This window comes from Anaerobiospirillum sp. NML120449 (assembly GCF_023051105.1).
In the GTDB taxonomy this organism is placed as follows: Bacteria; Pseudomonadota; Gammaproteobacteria; order Enterobacterales; family Succinivibrionaceae; genus Anaerobiospirillum.
Genome location: NZ_JALKIL010000005.1, coordinates 76029 through 97321, shown reverse-complemented (window position 1 = coordinate 97321; position 21293 = coordinate 76029). Strand labels below are relative to the sequence as shown.

At 53.1% G+C, this 21293-nt stretch carries 9 protein-coding genes; 6 read left to right on the top strand and 3 right to left on the bottom strand.

Features of this window, described 5'->3' with window-relative positions; genetic code table 11:
* Positions 1-1410: 1410 nt before the first annotated feature.
* The 3 genes from MXE41_RS02760 to MXE41_RS02750 all read left to right on the top strand — a co-directional run bounded on the left by MXE41_RS02760 (position 1411) and on the right by MXE41_RS02750 (position 8700).
* A complete protein-coding gene (locus MXE41_RS02760) occupies positions 1411-3057 on the top strand; it encodes a hypothetical protein (RefSeq protein WP_247099272.1) in 1647 nt (548 codons plus the stop codon).
* A gap of 2224 nt (positions 3058-5281) precedes the next feature.
* Complete coding sequence (locus tag MXE41_RS13210; protein WP_247099271.1) at positions 5282-6916, top strand: methyl-accepting chemotaxis protein; 1635 nt, start codon at positions 5282-5284, stop codon at positions 6914-6916.
* A gap of 1490 nt (positions 6917-8406) precedes the next feature.
* Entirely contained in the window at positions 8407-8700 is a 294-nt protein-coding gene (locus MXE41_RS02750; protein WP_247099270.1) for a hypothetical protein, read from the top strand.
* A gap of 564 nt (positions 8701-9264) precedes the next feature.
* Here the strand turns inward: MXE41_RS02750 and MXE41_RS02745 are convergent.
* Positions 9265-9906 (bottom strand): DUF805 domain-containing protein, encoded by a 642-nt coding sequence (locus MXE41_RS02745; protein WP_247099269.1) that lies wholly within the window; start codon positions 9904-9906, stop codon positions 9265-9267.
* Between the two features lie 3444 nt (positions 9907-13350).
* Here MXE41_RS02745 and MXE41_RS02740 point away from each other — a divergent pair.
* The 3 genes from MXE41_RS02740 (at position 13351) to MXE41_RS02730 (ending at position 17813) form a co-directional block, all read left to right on the top strand.
* Positions 13351-15024 (top strand): methyl-accepting chemotaxis protein, encoded by a 1674-nt coding sequence (locus MXE41_RS02740; protein ID WP_247099268.1) that lies wholly within the window; start codon positions 13351-13353, stop codon positions 15022-15024.
* A gap of 824 nt (positions 15025-15848) precedes the next feature.
* Complete coding sequence (locus MXE41_RS02735) at positions 15849-16796, top strand: flagellin (protein ID WP_247099267.1); 948 nt, start codon at positions 15849-15851, stop codon at positions 16794-16796.
* A 66-nt stretch (positions 16797-16862) separates the two neighbouring features.
* Positions 16863-17813 carry a flagellin gene (locus tag MXE41_RS02730; protein WP_247099266.1) on the top strand — a complete coding sequence of 317 codons (951 nt, stop codon included), beginning with the start codon at positions 16863-16865 and terminating at the stop codon, positions 17811-17813.
* Positions 17814-18321: 508 nt separating this feature from the next.
* Here the strand turns inward: MXE41_RS02730 and MXE41_RS02725 are convergent.
* A complete protein-coding gene (locus MXE41_RS02725) occupies positions 18322-19470 on the bottom strand; it encodes an MFS transporter (protein WP_247099265.1) in 1149 nt (382 codons plus the stop codon).
* Between the two features lie 464 nt (positions 19471-19934).
* A complete protein-coding gene (locus MXE41_RS02720) occupies positions 19935-20978 on the bottom strand; it encodes an NAD(P)-dependent alcohol dehydrogenase (protein WP_247099264.1) in 1044 nt (347 codons plus the stop codon).
* Positions 20979-21293 lie beyond the last annotated feature (315 nt).

Genomic DNA, 21293 nt, shown 5'->3' with positions numbered 1-21293 from the left:
TGTGCCTGACAGCAGTCCGACCCAGGCAGCCATGAAGCCAGGCAGCCGCCCGTCCCTGGCGGCTGTCAAGGCCATGCAGGCCCTCGTCCATTGCCGCCCCGCCCCATGGCAGCGTGAGCATCATTACCCATGCTCTCCCTAACTGCCAGTGCTGCCCATAAACCTGTGTCCACAGGCTTATGACCGTGCGCGGCAGGCACCAGGTGAGCACAGCTGCCCCATGGCTGCAAGGCAGCACAGGGCATCTGGTGAGCACAGCCGCCCCATGTGAGCAGAGCGGTCACATGGCTGCAAGGCAGCACAGGGCATCTGGACTCTTTACCTACAGAGCAGTCGCACCTATACCCAGACAGCATCAGCCAGCACTGTCATTACCGTATGCTCAGACGAAAGTACGGTCATGCTCAGCACCGGAGCTCCTGCAGCCGCAAGCTGCACCCTGCCCCGGCTGTTGTGCTGTACCCGACCTTGGGAGGACTGACATGCAGAGCCGTAATGGCTCAGTACGCGCAAACTCGAGCACAGGGCCGGCTGCAGGCACATATCCCAGTGCAGGCACATATCCGGATGTGGTCTCATTGTGCGCTGTATGCTCATTGTCCGCTGCAGGCCCATATCCCTTTGATGCCTCTCTGATGCCCAGCTGTTGTCGAGTATTTTCTGGGGACAGTGCACTTTGAGCGACCCTGCCTGGCCATGCTGCAACTGCCTTACGGCCCTGACCGGCTGTGCATTTAGGGACCGGTTCGTGGCATGCTCCCCGTATGCCTTCCAGTCTGAAAGAACGACCTGCCCTGTGCCATGCAGATCCTTACCTCATGCGTCTGTACACAGCCTTGGGGGCTGATACCTGCACCATGTGAGCTGTTACCTGTGCCAGGTTAGCTGTTATCCGCGCCTGCGCTTCAGCCTGTACACTGACAGGTGCAAGCTGCCTCTGCTTAATAAGGAACAATTCTGGAACAGCCTTTGAAAGGGCCATATCTTGTCCCTGCCACCCTCAAAGATCTAAATACTCACAGCGTGCTGGAGCTGCTGAGCAGCATTTCTTTTGCCCATATTAATGAACTGGCGCAAAGCGCAAATTTCTCCCCTGATAAGCTGCTGCAAAAACTCCTGCCTCTGCAGACCGTGCCTGCAACTGATCCTCTCCAGGAACGGCCTTCCTGCCCTGTCCCACAGTACCCTTTACGAAAGACGGCTGCGCCCCGGAGCACCGCTTCATACCAGCGCGCTGTTGCACAACGGTGTACCGCTGAACACCAGAGCACAGTCGCTTCCCTTGAACAATCAGCCAGGGCAGCTGCGCTCACCTTATCCCCGGAAAAGGCGCTATCAGGACCAGAACCTCAATCACAATCTGAGGCAGCGCCAGCTGCAGAACACAGTGGTAAAGATTACAGGGCTGATATGAGTGACACTGGTGGCACAGCTGGCAGAGGTAACAGGGGTGGCACAGATGTCATGGGTGGCACAGCTGGCAGGGCTGTCAGTGCTGACACAGCTGTCAGAGACGGCACAGCTGAAAGCCCGGCACTTACCTGCGATGTCAGGACCATTGCCCTGACTATGGATTCTCTTGCTCATGCCTGTGCTCTGGGCGGAGTCTATTTAAACGATATCATCATGGCTGCCTGTATTGAGTACTCTCGAGGAAAACTGAGCCAGAGTGGACGTCAGGATCAGGTGCTGGAGGTTACTGCGCGTATCCGGGCCCTTGATGCAGCCCTGTGCCGTCTGATTAACCTTGCAGCGCTGCTCAGTTCCACTGTGTGCGCATCAGAGTGCTGGTCTGACCTCAAGCGCAGCGCTGCTGCGGCTGCGGCTAATCAACATGCCCCTGCCTCAACAGGCAGGTACAGCGCAGCTTACTCTGGCAGCCGCGCGCCCCATGCTGATCATAGTGCGACTCATGCTGGCCGCCCGGCCCGCCATCAGCACCCTGCGGCAAGGTCAGGCAAGTCATTGGCTCTCTGCAGATACCAGACAAAGACAATAAGCGGCCAGCCTCACTTACGCTCCCTGTCCGACCGGCAACCGTCCCCTGACAGCGGCTGGGCCTATTACAGCGTCAGGGCCTCTGGCCCATACCTGACAGGAGACAGCAGTGGAGCTATGTCAGCTCTGAGCGCAGCCGCTGGTGAATCTGGTGCAGCTGTGCATATTGCAGCTGTACGTGCAGCAGATACACCAGCTGCAGATGCAGCTGACGGAGCTCTGTCTGTTACAGGCGAGCCTGCAATTAGACCTGTATCTGTCCAGGGCCGCGCCTGCGCCAGCTCAAGAGCAGGCCCTGTTGCGACTTTGGAGTGCAGTGCCCCTGTGCGTTCAGGTCAGAGCAAGGCAGGGCCTGAGCAAACTGCAGGACGCACCGCTGCTGCACCGCCATCAGCCCGGCATGCGTCCTCAGGAGCTTTAAGTGTTGCCTCAAAGGACCAGGACGCTGCAGCGGGCCACGACAGCTGCGACCGGGCCTGGTCAGAACTGGCTGCCGTTTTGGCCCACTACGCCTGCGTATTATTTAAGGAAGCTTCTGACCTTGGCAGTCAGCTGCCTCAGTGGTGGCAGACAGTTAAATGGGACTTCAGCTGCGGCTGTGAGCTTGCACAGCAGCTTAAGCAGCAGCTGTACCGCCCCTGCACCGATCATCAGCGCAGGCAGAGCGCCCTGCCTGACGCCCTTGAGCAGGCAGCGGCTGTGCAGACATCAGCATCAGTACCGGCATCAGCCGCAGCAGAAAAGATGGCGGAGAAATCAGGGGCAGCCCCAGCAGCCGCGTCAGCAGATGCTATGGAGACAGTCAGTACGCATACCCTGACAGACAGAGCCACAGTGCGCTCCTGTATGGACAGTATACTGTCAGCCCACAGGCTGCTGTGCTTGCGTCCCCTGCCTTACTGGCTGACACAGTGCTTTCCCCGTATGGAGCGCTGGGTGCGTTCCATCAAGGGAAGCGAGCCTTCACGTTCTGACCTGATCTTTGCCCGCAAACTAAAACAGATCTGCCCGGCCGGTACTTACCTTATGGGCTATGACCCCGACAGCCCCCTGAGCTGACTCGTCCCCTTATGCCGGTTACAGCCATGCTCAGGTCTGACAGCATGCAGGTACTGTCCCATGGGCTTAACAATGCGCATCGCGCCTCAGCCCGGCGTCAAAGAGAGCCAGGAGTCAAAGAGAATCCACGCCATAACCAGCAGCAAGCCATACATCCGGGGAGCAGCCGCCCATTACTGGCAGCCATGCTGGATGATCATGCCAGGAAGCAAAGCAGCTCCGCCCCATATCTCCATACCAGCATTCTCTGGCATGTGCCTCGTACCATGTTGACCTTGCCACCGCCAATGCGCATAACCAGCCGTCTCCAGCAGCTGCCCGTCAAGCCAGCCATAGCCAGCTGCGCATAAAAACCTGGATTCGGGCCTGCGGGCCATCCGTCTCCTCAGCAAAGACCCAGGCCCCAGCTCTCTACGTTTCCCATCTACCAGTTTCCGCCCAGTGGTAACAGCTGCAAGAGGGACACGTCGTCCAGGCCATCCAGCCTTATGCAAAGGCAAAAACCCCACCTGCCACACAGCTCCAGTCCACCAGCCTGAGCCAAAGGGCAATAGTGACCTCATGACTCGGGCATCAAGCCATACGGCCATAAGCAAAAGCCCGGTCACCAGCTCTCCACGTTTCCCATCTATCAGTTTCTGCCATGAGTAAGAGTGGCCTGATGGGCCAATCGTTCAGGACATCAGGCCTTATGCAAAGGCCAGGTACCACCTCCTGCTCCAGCCATCACTTCCCCATGGCTATGGTCAGCCTGAACTTGCAAAAGGGCAACAGTGACCTCAGGACTGAGCTATGCTGGCTGTCTTTCTTGCTGTCCTGGTCATAAGGCAAGGACCACGTCTTTACTGTGGTCCGGACGTGCGGCCGTATTCTCCCTGTCTGTAACCATGTATCAGGAGCATGCTGCTGAGCACTTACGAGGCTGTACTCATGGTTCTCTGAGCATAAGCCCCTTGTGCCCTTACTGTGCGCCTGAGCATGGCCTTGCTGCACTATGTGTCTGATGTCGTGGCCGTATGCAGGGGATTCTGAGGCTTATCATTTTTGCGGCATTGAACTGACATCTCAAAGGGCTGCGACTGATCCTGCCATCAAGGTTAGTACCTGTGATGCTGATATGTCGACCCTGATGGAGGGGAGTTGGCTGTGCGCTCCCAGTATGTGATGGGGGTGGGGCAGTGGGTGGTATGTTTTGGCCAGTGAGCAGTGTTGTTCTGGCTTTGTTGTTTCAGAGGATGCCGGCTGGTGGTAGCGGAGGGGCGACAGTATGATCCGGGTGGTAATTTATTTTTTTGATTGAAATAAATGTCCGTGCCAGATGATATCGGTATCTATCGCTGTATGTCCGGAGTCACTGATGAGTGCCGATATGCGGCGCGATAGTGTTGGAAGCAAAAGTTTCCTGTTATGGCTATGGTGGTTGTCTGACAAGTGATTGAGTAATGCGCAACTGGTATTTTAAGTACATTTGCCTGAATGGACGCTGTCATATTTGCGAATATTGCGGAAAACGGCTCATATATGGGATTTTTTTATCTTAAATATTTGCAAAAGTTGCCGTGAACAAAATAACAGGAAGGGCACTGTTAAATTGCATTAATGTGTTCTGGTGCACGTTTTGAGGCCGCAGATCCTTTGTGCAAAAAGGATTGTTTAGTTTTTCCACTGACCCTGCCTTATAATGAAAGCAGTCAGCACGGTTGCTGTCCGTGCCTGACTACATGCTTTGTGATTTGTACTGTGCTGCCCGGCAGTGCTGACAAATCGGCTATGTTTCAATGCACGCCTTACGGAACTGTCTGTGCAGTTGCTGCTTTGTTTTAGCGGCAGGACTGTATGCGCTTTATCCGTAAACTGGCTGTTTTTTAGTAAGGAGAGCACTTTACCTGCCTGTCTGCCCTGTCACACGCCATGAGGTCAGTATGGAGGTCAGCATTTGTGCTGCGTGCAGCCTGCTGTGGGATTTGTCCTTGTGAGACCATGCGCTCTGAGGCTTTGTCCTGTGGTCAGCGGGTTTGCTGTCAGCAGGGCTGTACTGCATATTGTCATGGGGGCATGCGTTCAGAGCAAAGTAATCGGGATGCCTGTTATCAGGCCGTCTGTAGTTGTTTATCCCTGCCTGGCACAGCAGTCTGTGCCTGACCTGAGCTAAACGGACAGTTGAGCTGTTGCACCGTATTCCCGGTACTCAGGAAAGAAGAAGTGCTGATACATCATGTTTCACGTGTTTCTTAATGCTAGTACCCGATTCAAAATCCTTGTAGGATTTCTGATCGTTATCTTTATCAATTTCCTTGTAATGTCAGTATCTCTGATGGCTCTGAATAATTCCCGCAACGCTGCTCAGAACATTGACGAAATTCTTGCCAATGCCTTCACCCGAGTCCAGACTGTTCAGGAAGTAGCCCGTGATACCAACGTGAACTTCTGCCGTGGCATTAACGACATGGAGCCTACCTACAATCCTGGCCTGTTCTATACCCAGTATGAGACTATCTTAAAGCGCTATGAAAATTCTGTAGACGTGCTGCAGACCAACGTCGTACCAACCAGACAGTATGTTGAAACTGTTCAGGCCCTGCAGGCAGCCGTAAAGAAGTTTACCACCCATCTGCGCACCAAAGTGGCCCCGCTGCTCAAGACTGACAAGGCTGATACCGCTCTTGACGTCTATACCATGGATTCCCTGCCACTGTGGATTGACTCCGTAGCTCTGGCCGGCAAGGTAACCCGCATTCAGACTGCCTACACCATGAAGCTGGCTGATGAGAGTGCCAATCCAAAGAATATATATATTGTTACTTCCCTGGCTGTCATTGGCTTTATTGCCGGTATCAGTATAGCTCTTTGTATTGCCACCTATATTGCCCGTCAGGTCCGTGCCGCTATTGACCAGATTGACCGTATGTCTGACGGTGACTTCTCCCGTCTTGCCGAGGTCCAAAACCATGATGAGTTCGGCCATGCTCTTGAGGCCCTCAACAAGCTCAATATTTCAGTAAGCAAGATCATCAATATGACCAAGGATGAGGTACACAAGCTTGATCATGAGCTCGAGCGTGTACGTCAGTCCTCCCAGATTATTTCCCGCTCTACCGATGACGTTGAGTCCCAGGCCATGACCGTGGCTGCCGCCTCTGACGAAATGGTATCCACTACTGCCGACATTGCCCGCAACTGTGAGACTGCAGCCCATGGCTCCGATGTCTGCCGTGAGATTACCTCCAACGGTGTTACCGTGGTCAAGCGCGCCTTTGACAACGTTCAGCAGCAGGTTGCCAACACCAAGGACAACTCAGCCAAGATTGAGCTGCTGGCTGCCAAGAGCCGTGATATTTCCATGATCGTCTCTGCCATTGACGACATTGCCGCCCAGACCAACCTGCTGGCTCTGAACGCAGCCATTGAGGCTGCCCGTTCAGGTGAGGCCGGCCGTGGCTTTGCCGTGGTAGCTGACGAAGTACGTAACCTTGCCATCAGGACTGCCAAGTCCACTCAGGAAATTAATGAAATGGTTAAGACCATTCAGGAATATGCTGAGTCTGCCTCGGTATCCATTACCAATTCCGTAGAGAATATGGATAACGTAGCCAATGATGCCAAGGAGCTGGAGAATCTGTTAAACGACATCACCAGCCATGTAGTTGAGCTCAACAGCCAGATCACCCAGATCGCTACCTCTGCTGAAGAGCAGACCACAGCCACAGGTGAGATTTCTGCCAATGCTCAGAACGTAACTACCGCATCAACTGAGATGACCTCCCAGGCCTCCATGCAGAATGACTGCATTGCCTCAACCCTTGAGGAGTTAAAGGGTCTGCAGGAAGCCCTTTCCTTCTTCCGCACTTCAAAGACTTAAGGTACCAGTCAGTACTGACCTGCAGCAGGGCCGCGCCGCACGGACGTCCCTGCCAGTATCCCGGGCTTGCCGGCCCGGTCACTGTAACGCCGTGCAACTGGCCCACGGTCTGATATCGCTGTCATGATACAGACCCTGTCAGGGGCGGCACAGAGCATAACAGCCGGTCTCATGCCACCGTGGCAGCCGGGCAGTAAGGCGCTGAGCAGGCCAAAACCAAGATTCAGCTTGACTGCAGGGAGCAGTTGCAAAAGACATCCCCACGGTCAGCCGTATCCCTTAGTATTAAGAAACCAAAGGCGTAGCTGCTTTGTCAGTTACGCCTTTTTTGATCCCCGCACAAAGCCCACGCCGCACTGCTTCGGTCAACTCCGCCTGCACCGCACTGCCCCAGTCAGGTCTGGCTGAACCGCACAGGTACCGACGCTCCGGTCGTACTGCAATGCTCAAGTATGGTTTGCCTGTGCTGCACAGAGACCGCTGGTCCGGTCGCACCGCACAGGTACCAGCAGTACGAACAAGGTGCTCCGGCAGTAGCGCTCTTAAACAGCGTTTCTCACATGGCGCCACGAATCCACACAGCGCTACATGGATCCTCATATCACGGCACATCGCTTCACACGCAGATCGCGCTTCACGCACAGTTGCTTGCTGCGCTGTACAGCCCGGCACAGGCGGACCGAACGGGCCACGAACGCCGCACAGCACTGCCTCTCATTGCCAGTAAGCACAGGAGTGAGGCGGGTTGGCGCTCAAAGGGCGGCGCTGCAGCCCTGCACAGCAGGGCAGTGTCCGCATAACTTACTGTTAAGCCTGTATTGGCTGGCAAAACTGGGAGGAGCGGCTGTGAGCGGCAGGGACAGGCAGGTACGGCGCTGTCTCTGACAGCCAGGACGCACAGGAGTGAGGCTGGCGCGGGCGCTCAAAGGGGGCGGCGCTGCAGCCCTGCACAGCAGGACAGTGTCCGCATAACTTACTGTTAAGCCTGTATTGGCTGGCAAAACTGGGAGGGGCGGCTGTGAGCGGCAGGGACAGGCAGGTACCGCGCTGTCTCTGACAGCCAGGACGCACAGGAGTGAGGCTGGCGCGGGCGCTCAAAGGGGGCGGCTGTTATTGGCAAGGACTGGCAGGTACGGTGCTGTCTGATATGCCCTTTGGCTACTGCTACAGTGAGACCTCAGTACAAGTGAGGTAAAGCGCAATGTGAGAAGCCCTGGCCACTGTGACTCTGAGGCGTCAGGACAGGTGGGGAACGGCCAAATGTGAGAAACCTGAGGCACAGTGACTCTGATGATTCTGGCTGGAGGCCACAGCTGACTGAGTGGAAGACTGTGCCCCGGATGAATACATTCAAAGCTCTGTCTTACTCCGGGACTGTGGGGATGATATTTTACGAAAACCAGACAGGGAGGCAGGAAGACAGCATGCAGACAGACAGGCCGACAGACATGCAGACAGTATGAGGAAAGACAGAGTGTCAGGCATAAAGAATGACGCAGCATTTCCCGGCAGGATCAGGAATGGCAATGAGTAAATTCACAAAACGCTATTGTCATGAGGTACGGGAAAACAACTTATACGGTGGTGGCGAGACTGGGTACTACCGTAAACCCCATAAAGGCAACTGTGTGTTTGTAATGTGGCTGCGCCAAGACGGGGCTGGTGAACAGGCATTGCCAAACCCTCCTCACTGTACCCTCCTCCCTGCTTTATCTGCTCAACTGATGAGAAGCACTGAGTTCATGTTGGGCTTTGACCTGGAAAGCAAAAGACCGGCACGCTGAGCCTGCAAACCAGCAATTGAAGAGCCCAAACGAAAAAAGCACCCTTTACGGGTGCTTTTTCATGTCTGAATGCCTGGTGTCATGGTCTTTAACTTACTTATCAGCTCGCGGCGCGCTCATGTCTGGGCCCCTGTAAGTTCCTGTGCCTGCTGTACTATGGGCCCGGTCTTTCAGCGTATCAGTGACGGGAGCAGAAAGTTAAAGGCTAAGGCATGCAGACTGTCAGTTAAGTCCTGCAGTTAAGGATAATCCCCTGGTGCCTGCTCGCTATTTCGCCACCCGGCGAACACAAGATGTCCTGCCACTGCAGCTTAACCAGGCAGGATATCAGGCCTGCGTCAGGCTGGTCATTCGACTGGTTATCCTGCATGAGCGGTATCATCATGTGCCTGAAGCTGATACATAACCTGAAATATGAGTACCTGCCTGCTTGCGGTTCACAATACGGAGCCTTTGCATGAGGTGCAGATCTGACAGTCAGTCGCGGCTGCCCTGGAGCCTGACAGATGTGCCGCCGGGCAGTAAGTGAGCCGTATGGCGCCTCGTGGTGTGCCTGGTACGGGATTAGGCCTTGTCCAGGCTGGAGGCAGCTGCCGGGGCGGCATTACTGGAGTTTCCCTCGGCAGATGCGGCGCTCATGTCTGGATGCTCAGCATGGGCCTGAGCTGCTGGTGTTGCTGGTGTTGCTGGTGTTGCAGCAGAAGGGGCAGCCGGGGCGGCTCCGTGTTCGCTGTCGCGGGCGGCAGCAGCGGCGCGGGCGGTAGCAGCAACAGCAAGGGGATCAGGACCGTAGCGGTTAGGGCCGGCAATGCCCGGCTTTACGGCCAGATAGAGCATATACAGATGGGCTGCTGCTGCCAGTACATAGATTGGGGTGGAGACATAGTCCACTGAGGCCGGGGAGACAATATGGTTTTTGGTGAACTGAATGAGCAGGCCCAGAGGAGCAAGCATAATGAGCAGGTGCAGGGCACTTTTGTTGAGATCATGCAGGCGGCGGATAAAGGCCAGCAACAGCATCCACATTAAAGGCAGGGACATCATCACGCACATGAAGATGCCAAAGAGAGGAATAACAGTAATAAAGGCCAGAATCGGGGTGCATATCAGGCAGCACAGCGCAAACCACCAGAACTCTGATCGGCTGGCCCTTCCTGAGGCATTACAGGTATTGGTATGAGCACAGCTGATCAGTGCTTCTTTCATGGTAAGCATGGTGATTGTTCCTTTATTGTCTTTCAGTGGTTGACCTTAATAACCCATTGCTGCATGGCCCCAAGGACCATTCAGGATGCCTGTACCAGCGGCGCTGGCGTGACATCTGTACCATGAGCCTGGTATGGAGTCTTTGACCGGGGCTGGCCACGGTCTGCTTCGGACTCAGGCAGGCTTACCGCCATGAGCCGTGCAGGAGACTGCAGTTTCTGGCATATGTCATAGTCTCATGGCTGATGAGCGTCAGGGCAGCTGAGCTGCTGGCCAGCTCATACGGGAGGCTGGACTGCAGGGCTGTAAGCGTAAGCTTCCGCCAGGGCGGGGTTACGATTTGATGCCAGGCCGGTAAGGGCTCTATGGCGTCCATAGTGGCCATGAGCTGACAGCTGGAGCAGGCACGGAGCCTGCCAGACCCTTTTATTTAGGCCCTGCATGCTCGGACATCAGTCCCGGGTTATTGTGGATGAAAACATAGCACGATTTCTCTTAATCTGTTTTGCAGGTGCATTTTTTATTCGCCTTAAACGTGCTCAGAGCCGCTGTTTGTGAGCCGTGCAACAAAAGCAGGTAACACGTGGGATGAACTGACAGCTGATCAGGACAGATGAGCTTACCGAGGTGGGAGCGCTCAGGGGACTTTACATGGTGGGTATTGGTGTAGAGGCAGTGCCTGAGCTATGACATGGAGGGGAGCACGTAAGACAGGTAATGACGGACATTATGGCTGGTGTGCCTCAGTAGTAGGGCTTTATCTGGGACTGAGGCCATGGGCGGGAATTGACCTCAGTCCTGTTGTGAAGGGAAAGCTGCCGGTTACCGGCAAGGCGGAGCATTATGGCAAAGGCAGCGTCCCTGGTTTGCTTAACAAGGGCATGGGCTTTCAGGGGAACTGAGCACTGTCCAGCCAGGGGTGAATTCAGTTCAGCTGCCGCGCACGGGACTTTAGGATGTAGTGCTATGTGACTGTGGCCAGGGGCGGCCACTGCAGGTGGACGACCTGCGTCAGGTTATGGAGACAGGCATACCAGTGACCTGCAAGGCGGGACATTATGGCCAAGGGCCTGAAGTCAGGCCTTGAGCAATTTACTGATGGTTGTCAGGGCTCTGGGCAAGATGCCGCATGACTGGCCATGGTGTCTGCTCAGATGACAGCAAGAAGAGATCATGTTGCTTGTCACACAGGAGAAGTGTGCTCCCGGAAAAATATTTTTTTCACAAAATTTAAGAGCATGAAATTTACTGCCAAAGTGGTGTAAACGGCCTGTATATCGCACGTTTAGTGGTTATGAGAGAGTAAAAAGGCAGGAAAAACTGAGCAATTTATGCGATACAAATCACATAAAATTAAATGCAAGCATGGCGAATCGTCCAGAAATAGAATATCTTAGCAATGCTGGACGGACTTAATAAATGTGGTCCTCCAGTTCGCTGCACTCCTCTTTAACAGCCATCTGGCTGTTGAACAGTGCCGAAGCAAATTGACCCAGGCTCACCATGGTCACAGTGTTCATACTGTCCTTCAAGAAACAAACATACCTCAGGAGCCCGGAGTATCCGGACATCCCTACAGGTAAACATAAGGACAGCTGAGACTTCTGGCATCTCTCCATTTTCTCCCCTGTCCTTTGACTTCCCACGGACTGTATGATCTTGCGCTGTTGCCCATGGCCTGCAGTGCAGACTGCTGTTGTCTGAATTTTATGAGCCTGAAACTGGCAGCTTACTGACCCATGGGGCCTGTGCCTCTTTTAATGTCAGGCTGTTTTCAGGAACTCTCCTGAAAGCTGTGGCTGCAGACGCTTATTTGCCCGGGCAGCAGGTTATGCAGTGAGCTTAATTTAAGCTTATGCACATGCATTGAGCTGCAGAGCATGCCCATGCTGGTATATCCGGCATACGTGCATGCTGTAGTCAGCCATTTGTTCCAAAGCTGTATCTGCCTGGCGGCGCCTGTGCTGTCAGGCAGGGCAGCTTTGCAACCTACAGATGTTTATCCTCGAGCCCGGAGGGCGGCGCGAACATACATCCGCGCAGCTGGCACCCGGGAGTCACCTTAAAGGCACAAAGCCTGAGACTGCCTGTCACATGGTTATGACCACGGGACAGATCTGCAAGATCCATCACCTGGTATCAGACAGAGACTCAGAATCTTACCCTGTCCACCAGTGGACAGGAAAGTTCCAACTTTGGTGACTGCTGCGACGCTGTGCAACGCGCCGGGCTTAATGGTGAAAGTTAAAAGAGACCTGCAGGCACGACATGGCATTGCGCTCACAACAGATGAGCGGGCGCCCTGCACCTGACAGGCATCATAAGCACAACAGAAAGGTTTTAAGTCAGGGGAGCATACTGTGCATGCTGCCTGGCAAAACAGTTGCCCCAGGAGGCGGCTTTACTCATTGACTGTACATGTCCATGAGGTGCTGTCCTGTCCCTGGTGTATCTGCGTCCTGATATGTTGCTCAGACCTGAGGTAAGGTACATTCCGTTCCCCTGTGTCCCAAGACCGGCTCTCGGACTGGACATGTTGTGCCTGTCACAGACCTCTGAGCCCAATATCAGGAATGATGTCCCGGCTCTTTGTGGCTATGCGCCCCAACGGCGTGCAAGCCTCATAACTGCCGGACAGTCTCCCTCCTGCCACTTCCTGCCTTTATTTTGTGCTGTGCCGTATGACCGGTTAGCACCTCCAGTAATGGGCGCTCAGTCCCGGCGCTGCTGTCAGCCTTATTAAGGTATTAAGCCCCGATCCAATAAGACAATGTCCCAGTATCAGGGCACACCTGCCAGAATGGATGGCGGTGCCAAAGACAGGTCCTGGTATGCGGGCGGTGTCTTATCCCAGCCACGGCTTGCCGCAAAGCAGTATCCCATTGCCACCAGAGCCTGTACGTTTTGGACACAGCCACGCGTTTAACAGGGGCTGGGATGGGGCCAGATATCAGGGAAGGTCCAGCGGCTGTATTCAGGGCTGTCATTGCCCGGCGGTATAGTGCTGTATTGTCTTCATGAGTTCTGGTGCTGAGCGGGCGTCTGCCCAGGCAATGCGGCGCCGCTGGTACCGTCCATGATTGAGTGCCGGCAGCGGACTGCTGCGCTGATATGCTACACGGCCCTGAGCCCGGCCAGGCTGAAACCGTGCCCGGACACGAGCCCGGCCAGTCTGATACGGAGCCCGGACACGAGCCCGGCCAGTCTGATACGGTGCCCGGACATTAACCTGCAACCGGACGTTAGCCCAGCCTCGCCTATACGGCAGCTGGCTCTGAGCCATTCAGGTGACGGCATGTCCATGGCATATACCTGTGAGACAGCTCAGCTGAGCACAGTTCGTAAACCTTAACTTTCATCAATATAAATCTCTGCATAAATGGCTACATGCAGTTTGATCCATTAGCAGCCAGCTTGCCCCAATATATTCAAGCGAGGTTTGAGATGAAGAAGTGGTTTTACGACCTAAGCAGCAAGGCCAAGCTCATCATACTGTCAGCAACACTGATTTCCATGATTATTGCTGTGTCCGCAGTATCCTGCTGGGCTGTCTACAGCAGCTCCCGTGCTGCCGAGGACATTTCCGTTATTCTGGGCCGCTCAGCTGCCAAGATCAGCAAGCTGCAGATTGAAGTACGAGCCATGGACAATGTGTCATTGTCCTATTTAAGTGATGGCCCAGGTGCTCCGGCCAACTACACCCAGTACCGTGCCCGTACTGAAAACGCCCTGCGTTCAATCGTCATGGCTTCTGCCAATCTTAATCCCAACCGCATAGGCAGTCTGCAGTCCACCCCTGAATATGCATCCATGGTACAGCACATCAAGAATAATTCTGACAAACTCATGGATCTGTTCAAGAGCAATACAGATATTATCCAGAAAGACAAAAATGCCGCCCTGCTGCACTATCTGCGTAATGTCCGTCCTGGCGTTGCTGATATCTTCAGTACCTGCATCAAGATCTCTGAAATGCAGGAACGTCTGGTAGTAAAGCTGTCCCGTGCCGCCGCTGACATGCGCCTTGTCTGGGTATGCCTTGGTATTGCCATCGGCGCGGTAGTAATAGGCGTTACCCTCTCCTGGATTATCTGCTCCTATATTGCTCACTGCGTCAGACGTCAGCGCAACTTCTTTAATGAGATGTGTAAGGGCAACTTTGTCTTTGAGATTGCCGGTCACTACGATGATGACTTTGGCGCCGTAATCGGTCAGATCAGGGAAATGCGTGACAATCTCAATAAGGCCCTCAACCAGGTTCAGGAAAACTCCCGCATTACTGAGCACGCCCTGCATGATGTCATCAACCTCTCCCATAATATTGCCGAGAAAGTAAGCGATTGCGAGGGCAAGAGCATTACCGTATCAGCTGCCTCAGAGCAGATGCTGTCCACAACACAGGACATTGCCAAGAACTGTGAGGACGCCTCCCACCTGTCCAAGTCCACCAAGCATATTATTGATGGCGGTGTAGCCTCTATCCAGAAGACCATTGAAGCTATCCGCGTCCAGAGCAAGGAAATCCATAACAACTCCATTGCCGTTGAGAAGGTTGCCAGACGTTCTCTGGACATTAACTCCATTGTTAATACCATCGAGGAAATCGCAGCACAGACCAATCTGCTGGCTCTTAATGCCGCCATTGAAGCGGCCCGTGCCGGTGAGGCCGGTCGCGGCTTTGCTGTGGTAGCCGATGAGGTGCGTGCCCTTGCCAGCCGTACCAGCGCCTCTACTCAGGAAATTGCAGGCATGGTGGCCGACATCCAGCGTGATGCCGCAGCTGCAGCCGAGTCCATCAACGGATCAGTCTCCAGCATGGAAAGCACCAGTCAGGAAACAGCCGAGGTAGAGAGCACCATGCACGACATGCTCGAGCACATCGATCAGGTCAACATGCAGATTACCCAGATAGCCTCAGCTGCCGAAGAGCAGACTGCCGCTACCAACGAGATCTCCCTGCACATTCACGACATCTCTGACCTGGCTCAGAACGCCAACAACGAGGCCCAGAACACCCAGAGCATCATTGATAAGACAGTAAAGGCCCTGCACTCCCTGCGCGAGAGTATTGCCTACTTCAATGTTGACGGCAGTGGCTGCAACCACCCACGCGGCTGACGCCATTGATTAGCACCTGCAGCTGCACCTGCAGCTGCTGCATAAGCGCAGCCAGCACTGCTGTTTCCAGCTGCGCACTGATTCTCAGCCTGAACATGCAGCAGCACAGGAGCACGCAATCACGATCACTCAGTCACGAGCCTGCAGTCAGGATCATTCAGTACTGAGCACACAGTCACTTGCCTGCAGTCAGGAGTATGCAATCAGGAGTATGCAGTCAAACGGGCCGAGGCGCTGAACATCGCAAAAGCCCTTACAGCCTGAGCTCTGAAAGCAGGTGTTAAGATTTCTCCTCTAATTACGAACCGGCCCGGACAGCAATGTCCGGGCTTTTTTCATTCGTTCCGGACAATCAGGCAGTTTATGGGGAACGGTAATCAACAACAGAGGTACGGCCATATCTGCTTTTGCAAACGAAAAAATTTCTCTCTGGTTATGGCTCAAGCACAATCGCAAATGGCTGTAGTATGAGCTTTGCGCCCTGTAGATACTAAAATCTTTGTCCAGTGTGTATCTATTCATGAAGTTACATTAATCACTGTAACAAAAGACAAAAAATGACGGCTGCACAAGGTGGTCGTATAAACAAGTTGTAAACAGCATATAAACAGGGATAGCTGCCGCCCAATATGCAAGAGCAGTCAGAGAACATGCGTACATGAAACGAAATCTGATGCAAAGTGGCGACTTTAAGGCGTGCCGACGTGATGGTAGTGAGTGCAGGCTGAATATTTGTCTGAGGCACACGTTAAGCACAGTAGTACAGTGCCGGGCTGCCACCGTGCCGGCACAATATGCACAGTTTCTCTCTAAAGGACATCACAATGGCAGTATACGTAAATACCAATGTAAGCTCGCTTAACGGCCGTAGATATCTGAATAACGTTCAGAATCAGCTGACTACCACGTACCAGAGACTCTCTTCAGGTCTGAGAATTAATTCTGCCAAAGACGATGCTGCCGGCCTTCAGATCTCCAGCAGACTGACCACTCAGGTGAACGGCCTGAACCAGGGTAACCGCAATGCCTCAGATGGTATTGCTCTGGCCCAGACCATCGAGGGTGCCCTTGATGAGACCTCCGGCATGCTGCAGAAGATCCGTACCCTGGCTGTTCAGGCTGCCAACGGTACTAATACTGCCGATGACCGTGCTGCCTTAAAGAAAGAGGCTGATGCTCTCTTCACCGAGATCAACCGTATTGCCCAGCAGACCACCTTTGCCGGCAAGAAAGTACTGGATGGTGTAGACGGAAACGGTAAGAGCGAAACCATTTTCGGCGAGGGTGTAACAGTGGGCAATAACAAGGTTGCCCGTATGACTCTCCAAGTGGGTGCCAATAAGGGCGATACCATTGATTTTGATGTTGCCAATTTCAAGTTCACCAAGATCGCTGATGACTCTGGTGCAATTGGTGGTAATAACGGTATTGCTAAGGGAGATGTTTTTGAGGGCAATAATGGTATTACCGGTCTTAAGTTTGACGATCCAACCAAGATTGGCAGCCTGATTACCCTCATGGATAAAATGATTGGCCAGGTTGACAGTCAGCGTGCTGGACTAGGTGCAATCCAGAACAGATTGGAGTCCTCCATCCGCAACCAGGCCAACGTTTCTGCCAACCAGGCTGACGCCCGTAGCCGCATTCGTGACGCAGACTTCGCCGAAGAGTCCGCCAATCTGTCCCAGCAGTCTATTATTCAGCAGGCTGCTACTTCCATGCTGATGCAGGCTAATACCCGTCCTCAGCTTGGTCTTTCCCTGCTCGGCTAATCTACATATACCGTCATTTAAGAATGTCGGGACAAGTACATAGGTACTCTCTAAAAGGATTTAGAAATGGCAGTATACGTAAATACCAATGTAAGCTCATTAAACGGCCGTAGATATCTGAATAACGTTCAGAATCAGCTGACTACCACGTACCAAAGACTCTCTTCAGGTCTAAGAATTAACAGCGCAAAGGACGATGCTGCCGGCCTTCAGATCTCCAGCAGACTGACCACTCAGGTGAACGGCCTGAACCAGGGTAATCGTAATGCAAGCGACGGTATTGCTCTTGCTCAGACCATCGAAGGTGCTCTTGATGAGACCTCCGGTATGCTGCAGAAGATCCGTACTCTGGCTGTTCAGGCAGCTAATGGTACAAACACTGCTGATGACCGTGCTGCATTAAAGAAAGAGGCTGATGCTCTGTTCAGCGAGATTAACCGTATTGCAACTCAGACTACCTTTGCCGGCAAGAAGGTACTGGATGGTGTAGACGGAAACGGTAAGAGCGACACTATTTATGGTCAGGGTGCAGCTGCTGGTCAGAACAAGGTTGCCCGTATGACTCTCCAGGTGGGTGCCAATAAGGGCGATACCATTGATTTTGATGTTGCCAACTTCAAGTTCACCAAGATCGCTGAAGAGTCAGGCGCTATTGGCGGTCAGGGTGGTATTGCTAAGGACCAGGTTCTGGACATTCAGGGTAATGCTGCTACTGGTCTGCTTTTTAATGACGCTACCAAGATTAGCAACGTGATTACACTTATGGACAAGATGATCGGTCATGTTGACAGTCAGCGTGCTGGACTAGGTGCAATACAGAACAGACTGGAGTCTTCCATACGTAACCAGGCTAACGTTTCTGCCAATCAGGCTGACGCCCGTAGCCGCATTCGTGACGCAGACTTCGCCGAAGAGTCCGCCAATCTGTCCCAGCAGTCTATTATTCAGCAGGCTGCTACTTCCATGCTGATGCAGGCTAATACACGCCCTCAGCTTGGTCTTTCCCTGCTCGGCTAATAGCACTATATTATTTTAGAAAGTATTTATAAAATAGCCCGGACATAATGTTCGGGCTTTTTTGTGCCTGAAACAAGAAATAAGTTACAAAACAAATTAATTAGCATATTGCAGCACGATACCTTGTACATGCCGGGATCGGTCATGCATCTCTGAGCAGACAGATCTTTTAGTCTCTTGCTTGTTGCATGAATCTGATGCTGTGTGAAACACAGAGTGCATGGCGCCGCAGGCTTAATGCCACACTGTCTTCATGCAGGAATCAATATCCTCTCTGCAGGAATCAATGCCCTCTCCACCGCTTCAAGTCATAGCCCTAATGCATTAGCAGGCCCCAAAAGCAAAAAAACCGCCGCGAAGTGCGACGGTTTTTTTATGGAAGGTGCCCGTGCTGTACCGGGGCTTCCAGTGTTGTGCAGGTCTACCGGACGTCAGGATGCAGTACGGAGGTAAGCCGTCCAGCTTGTCTGACTGAAGTCAGGCAGGACTGGCTGGCGGTCTGCCTGGATCAGGCACGCATGCGGCGGATGACGAAGGAGGCGAAAATCACTGTAGTGACGAGCGCAAGCGGCAGGAAAAGGGCGTTAATAAGGCCAAACTGCTGAGCAAGGAAACCCAGGGATGGTGGAATCACCAGAATGCCGCCGTAACCAAAGAGCGAGACAATGGTAGTGGCTGCTGAAGGGTGGATATCATCTCTGTGACCAACGCGGCTTAAGATAATAGGAACCAGCGGAGCAAGGCCGATACCGCACATGCCATAGCCTGTAAGAGTCAGATATGGTGAGTGGGTGAAGATAACCAGGCTCATGCCAATAAAGGCCAGGATGCCGCCAAAGAGAATGATACGAAAGTCACCTATGGTGTTACGTATCTTGTCTGAGCACAGACGGGTAATGGCAGTTACCAGAGAGTAGGACCCGTAGACCAGAGCTGCAAGGCTCTCGCTGGATTCCTTTTCCTGTACCATTACCAGACCGCCCCACTCGGCAATAGAGCCCTCTACTGTATAGGCACACATGGCAAAAAGACCGCAGAAAATCACTGCCAGAGGGACTTTGCCAAAGCCCTTCTTCTCTTCCATTCCCTCAGGAGCAACATCCTCAAGCAAAAAGCGAGCGGCCAGCAGCACGGGAATGATAAAGAGTATGCCCAGTGACAGGAAGTTGGTAGCAAGACCAGGAACATACCAGGCAAAGATAGAGCCGCTGATAGAGCCTGCCAGAGCGCCAATGTTCCAGCCGGCATGCATCCTGAGCATGTAGTGTCCGCCAGAGAGCAGCTCAAGATTGATAATCTGATTGTTGATGGCTATTTCAAAGTAGGCAAAGGACAGTCCCAGCAGGGCAAAAAGCAGACAGAGGCTTACAAGGTCATAAACAAAAGGGGTAAGCAGGAAGAGCACCAGTACACCAAAAGCTCCGCCACGCAGCATGGTACGTGAGGACAGTTTCTTGATAAGTACTGGAATTGTGGCAAAGCCAAAGAGTGAACCTGCACCCAATGAGGACAGGGCAAGGCCCAGTCCGGACTCATCAACTCCTGAGATTTCCTTGATGGCCGGCATACGGGAGGTGATCTGGCTGTAGATAATGCCTACAAATAGAAAGAAGAAAAAGAGTGAAAGGACAATAAAACGAAAGCGGCGTTCTGCCATACTCCCGGTCTCCTGATGAATAAGTACTGAAATCAGCAATTAATAGTCAAAAAGTCCAGCAATATTAGCCAAAAACGCACAATTTGTCGCCAGGATAAAGGCCTGCCAGACAAATATTTTTCTGGAGTAAAAGCGGCCTATCCCCTCATCAGTACTCTAATCACCATCAAAGAGCCATACCAGCAGTCATGCAGGCTGCACTGGTGCCCTACTGGGCGCATTGTTGTCCTCTCTTTGCAGTACCGCTGCTCATCTTATTGTGCACTCTCCGCACTTGTCTGACGGCTGCAGTGAGGTGCGGGAGGACAACAGCCAGGCAGGTGCTGGCTGTATGGCAAACAGTCTTGACGGCTGCGTCAGGGCGCACCTTATCGTTTTGGACAGGGCTGACTGGTTGTCAGGTCACCAGGACGACAGTTTGGTGCTGCTGAGTTCGTGATCGGTATGAATTATTGTTTGTGGTTTTAGATTTTTGAGCAGTCAATCATGATCTTGACGTCGCCTGCGGTGCCGGAGGCAGCGCGTTCAAAGGCGGCAACGGCATCGTTGAACTCAAAGACCTTTGAAATCAGGCGCTTGATGTCCAGAGCGCCGCTGCGGATCAGGCGGATAGTGCGGGGGAACATGTTGGCATAGCGGAAAACGGTCTTGAAAGTGACCTCTTTGGCCTGTGCTGCTGCAATATCAAAGGGAGGCAGCTCCAGAGGGATGCCGGTAAGCACTACAGTGCCATTGGCCTTAACATGCTCACATATGCCTGTTACTACAGCACCAGCGCCTGAGCACTCAAAGACTACGTCACAGCCGGCACCACCGGTGAGGTCATCAACCACAGCCTTAAGATCGCCGGTGCGGGCATTAACAGCGTGGATATTCTTATAGGAGGCTGCTACCTCAAGCTTGGAGTCTACCATGTCTACTATTATGACATCTGAGCAGCCACCGGCCAGAGCACACAGGGCGGTAACAATACCAATAGTGCCGGCCCCATATACCAGGGCAATGTCACCAGGCCTGATACCAGCCTTTGTTGCTGACTGCATGCCGATAGCTACCGGCTCTACCATGGCACCCTCGTAATAGCTGACTTCATCTGGAAGTTTGAAGGTAAATGCAGCCGGGTGAATGATGGTTTCGCACAGACAGCCGTCAATTGGAGGGGTAGCAAAGAAAGTAAGCTCAGGATCGAGGTTATAACATCCTGCCAGAGTCTCAGCTGAATCAAAGCGTGGAATACCAGGCTCCATGCAGACACGGTCACCGACCTTTAGATGGGTAACGCCGCTACCCACACGAACGATCTGACCTGAGGCCTCATGACCCAGCACCATAGGCTTTTCCACCACGTAAGGGCCAATACGGCCATGAGTGTAGTAGTGCACGTCAGATCCGCACACACCACAGGCCATAAGCCTGATCTCCACATCTTGCTCGCCAAGCTTACGTTCTGGATTGTAATCGTCCTTAATGGCAATCTTGCCCTTCTCAAGTAAAGTAACAGCCTTCATAGCAAAACCTTCGATATAACCGGCCAGAACAGCCTTACATGACCATGCCCGCATCTGTGCAAGCGCAGCGGTAAAAGCGGTACTGGCCTCCTGACAACTTAATCAGAAATATAGATTAAGTGCATTATAGGATCGATTTTAATAAAAAGATCAGCCTGTTCAGTAAAAAATCTGAAGACAGGTCAAAATGACAGATTACAGGTATTTATAAGCCATCCATTACATGCTCTTGCTGTTCTCAGAAAGTAGACGCCAACACTGAGTGCACGCAGACAGTCAGGCGAATTTTGCAGCTTTTCTCATTTGCATTTGCCA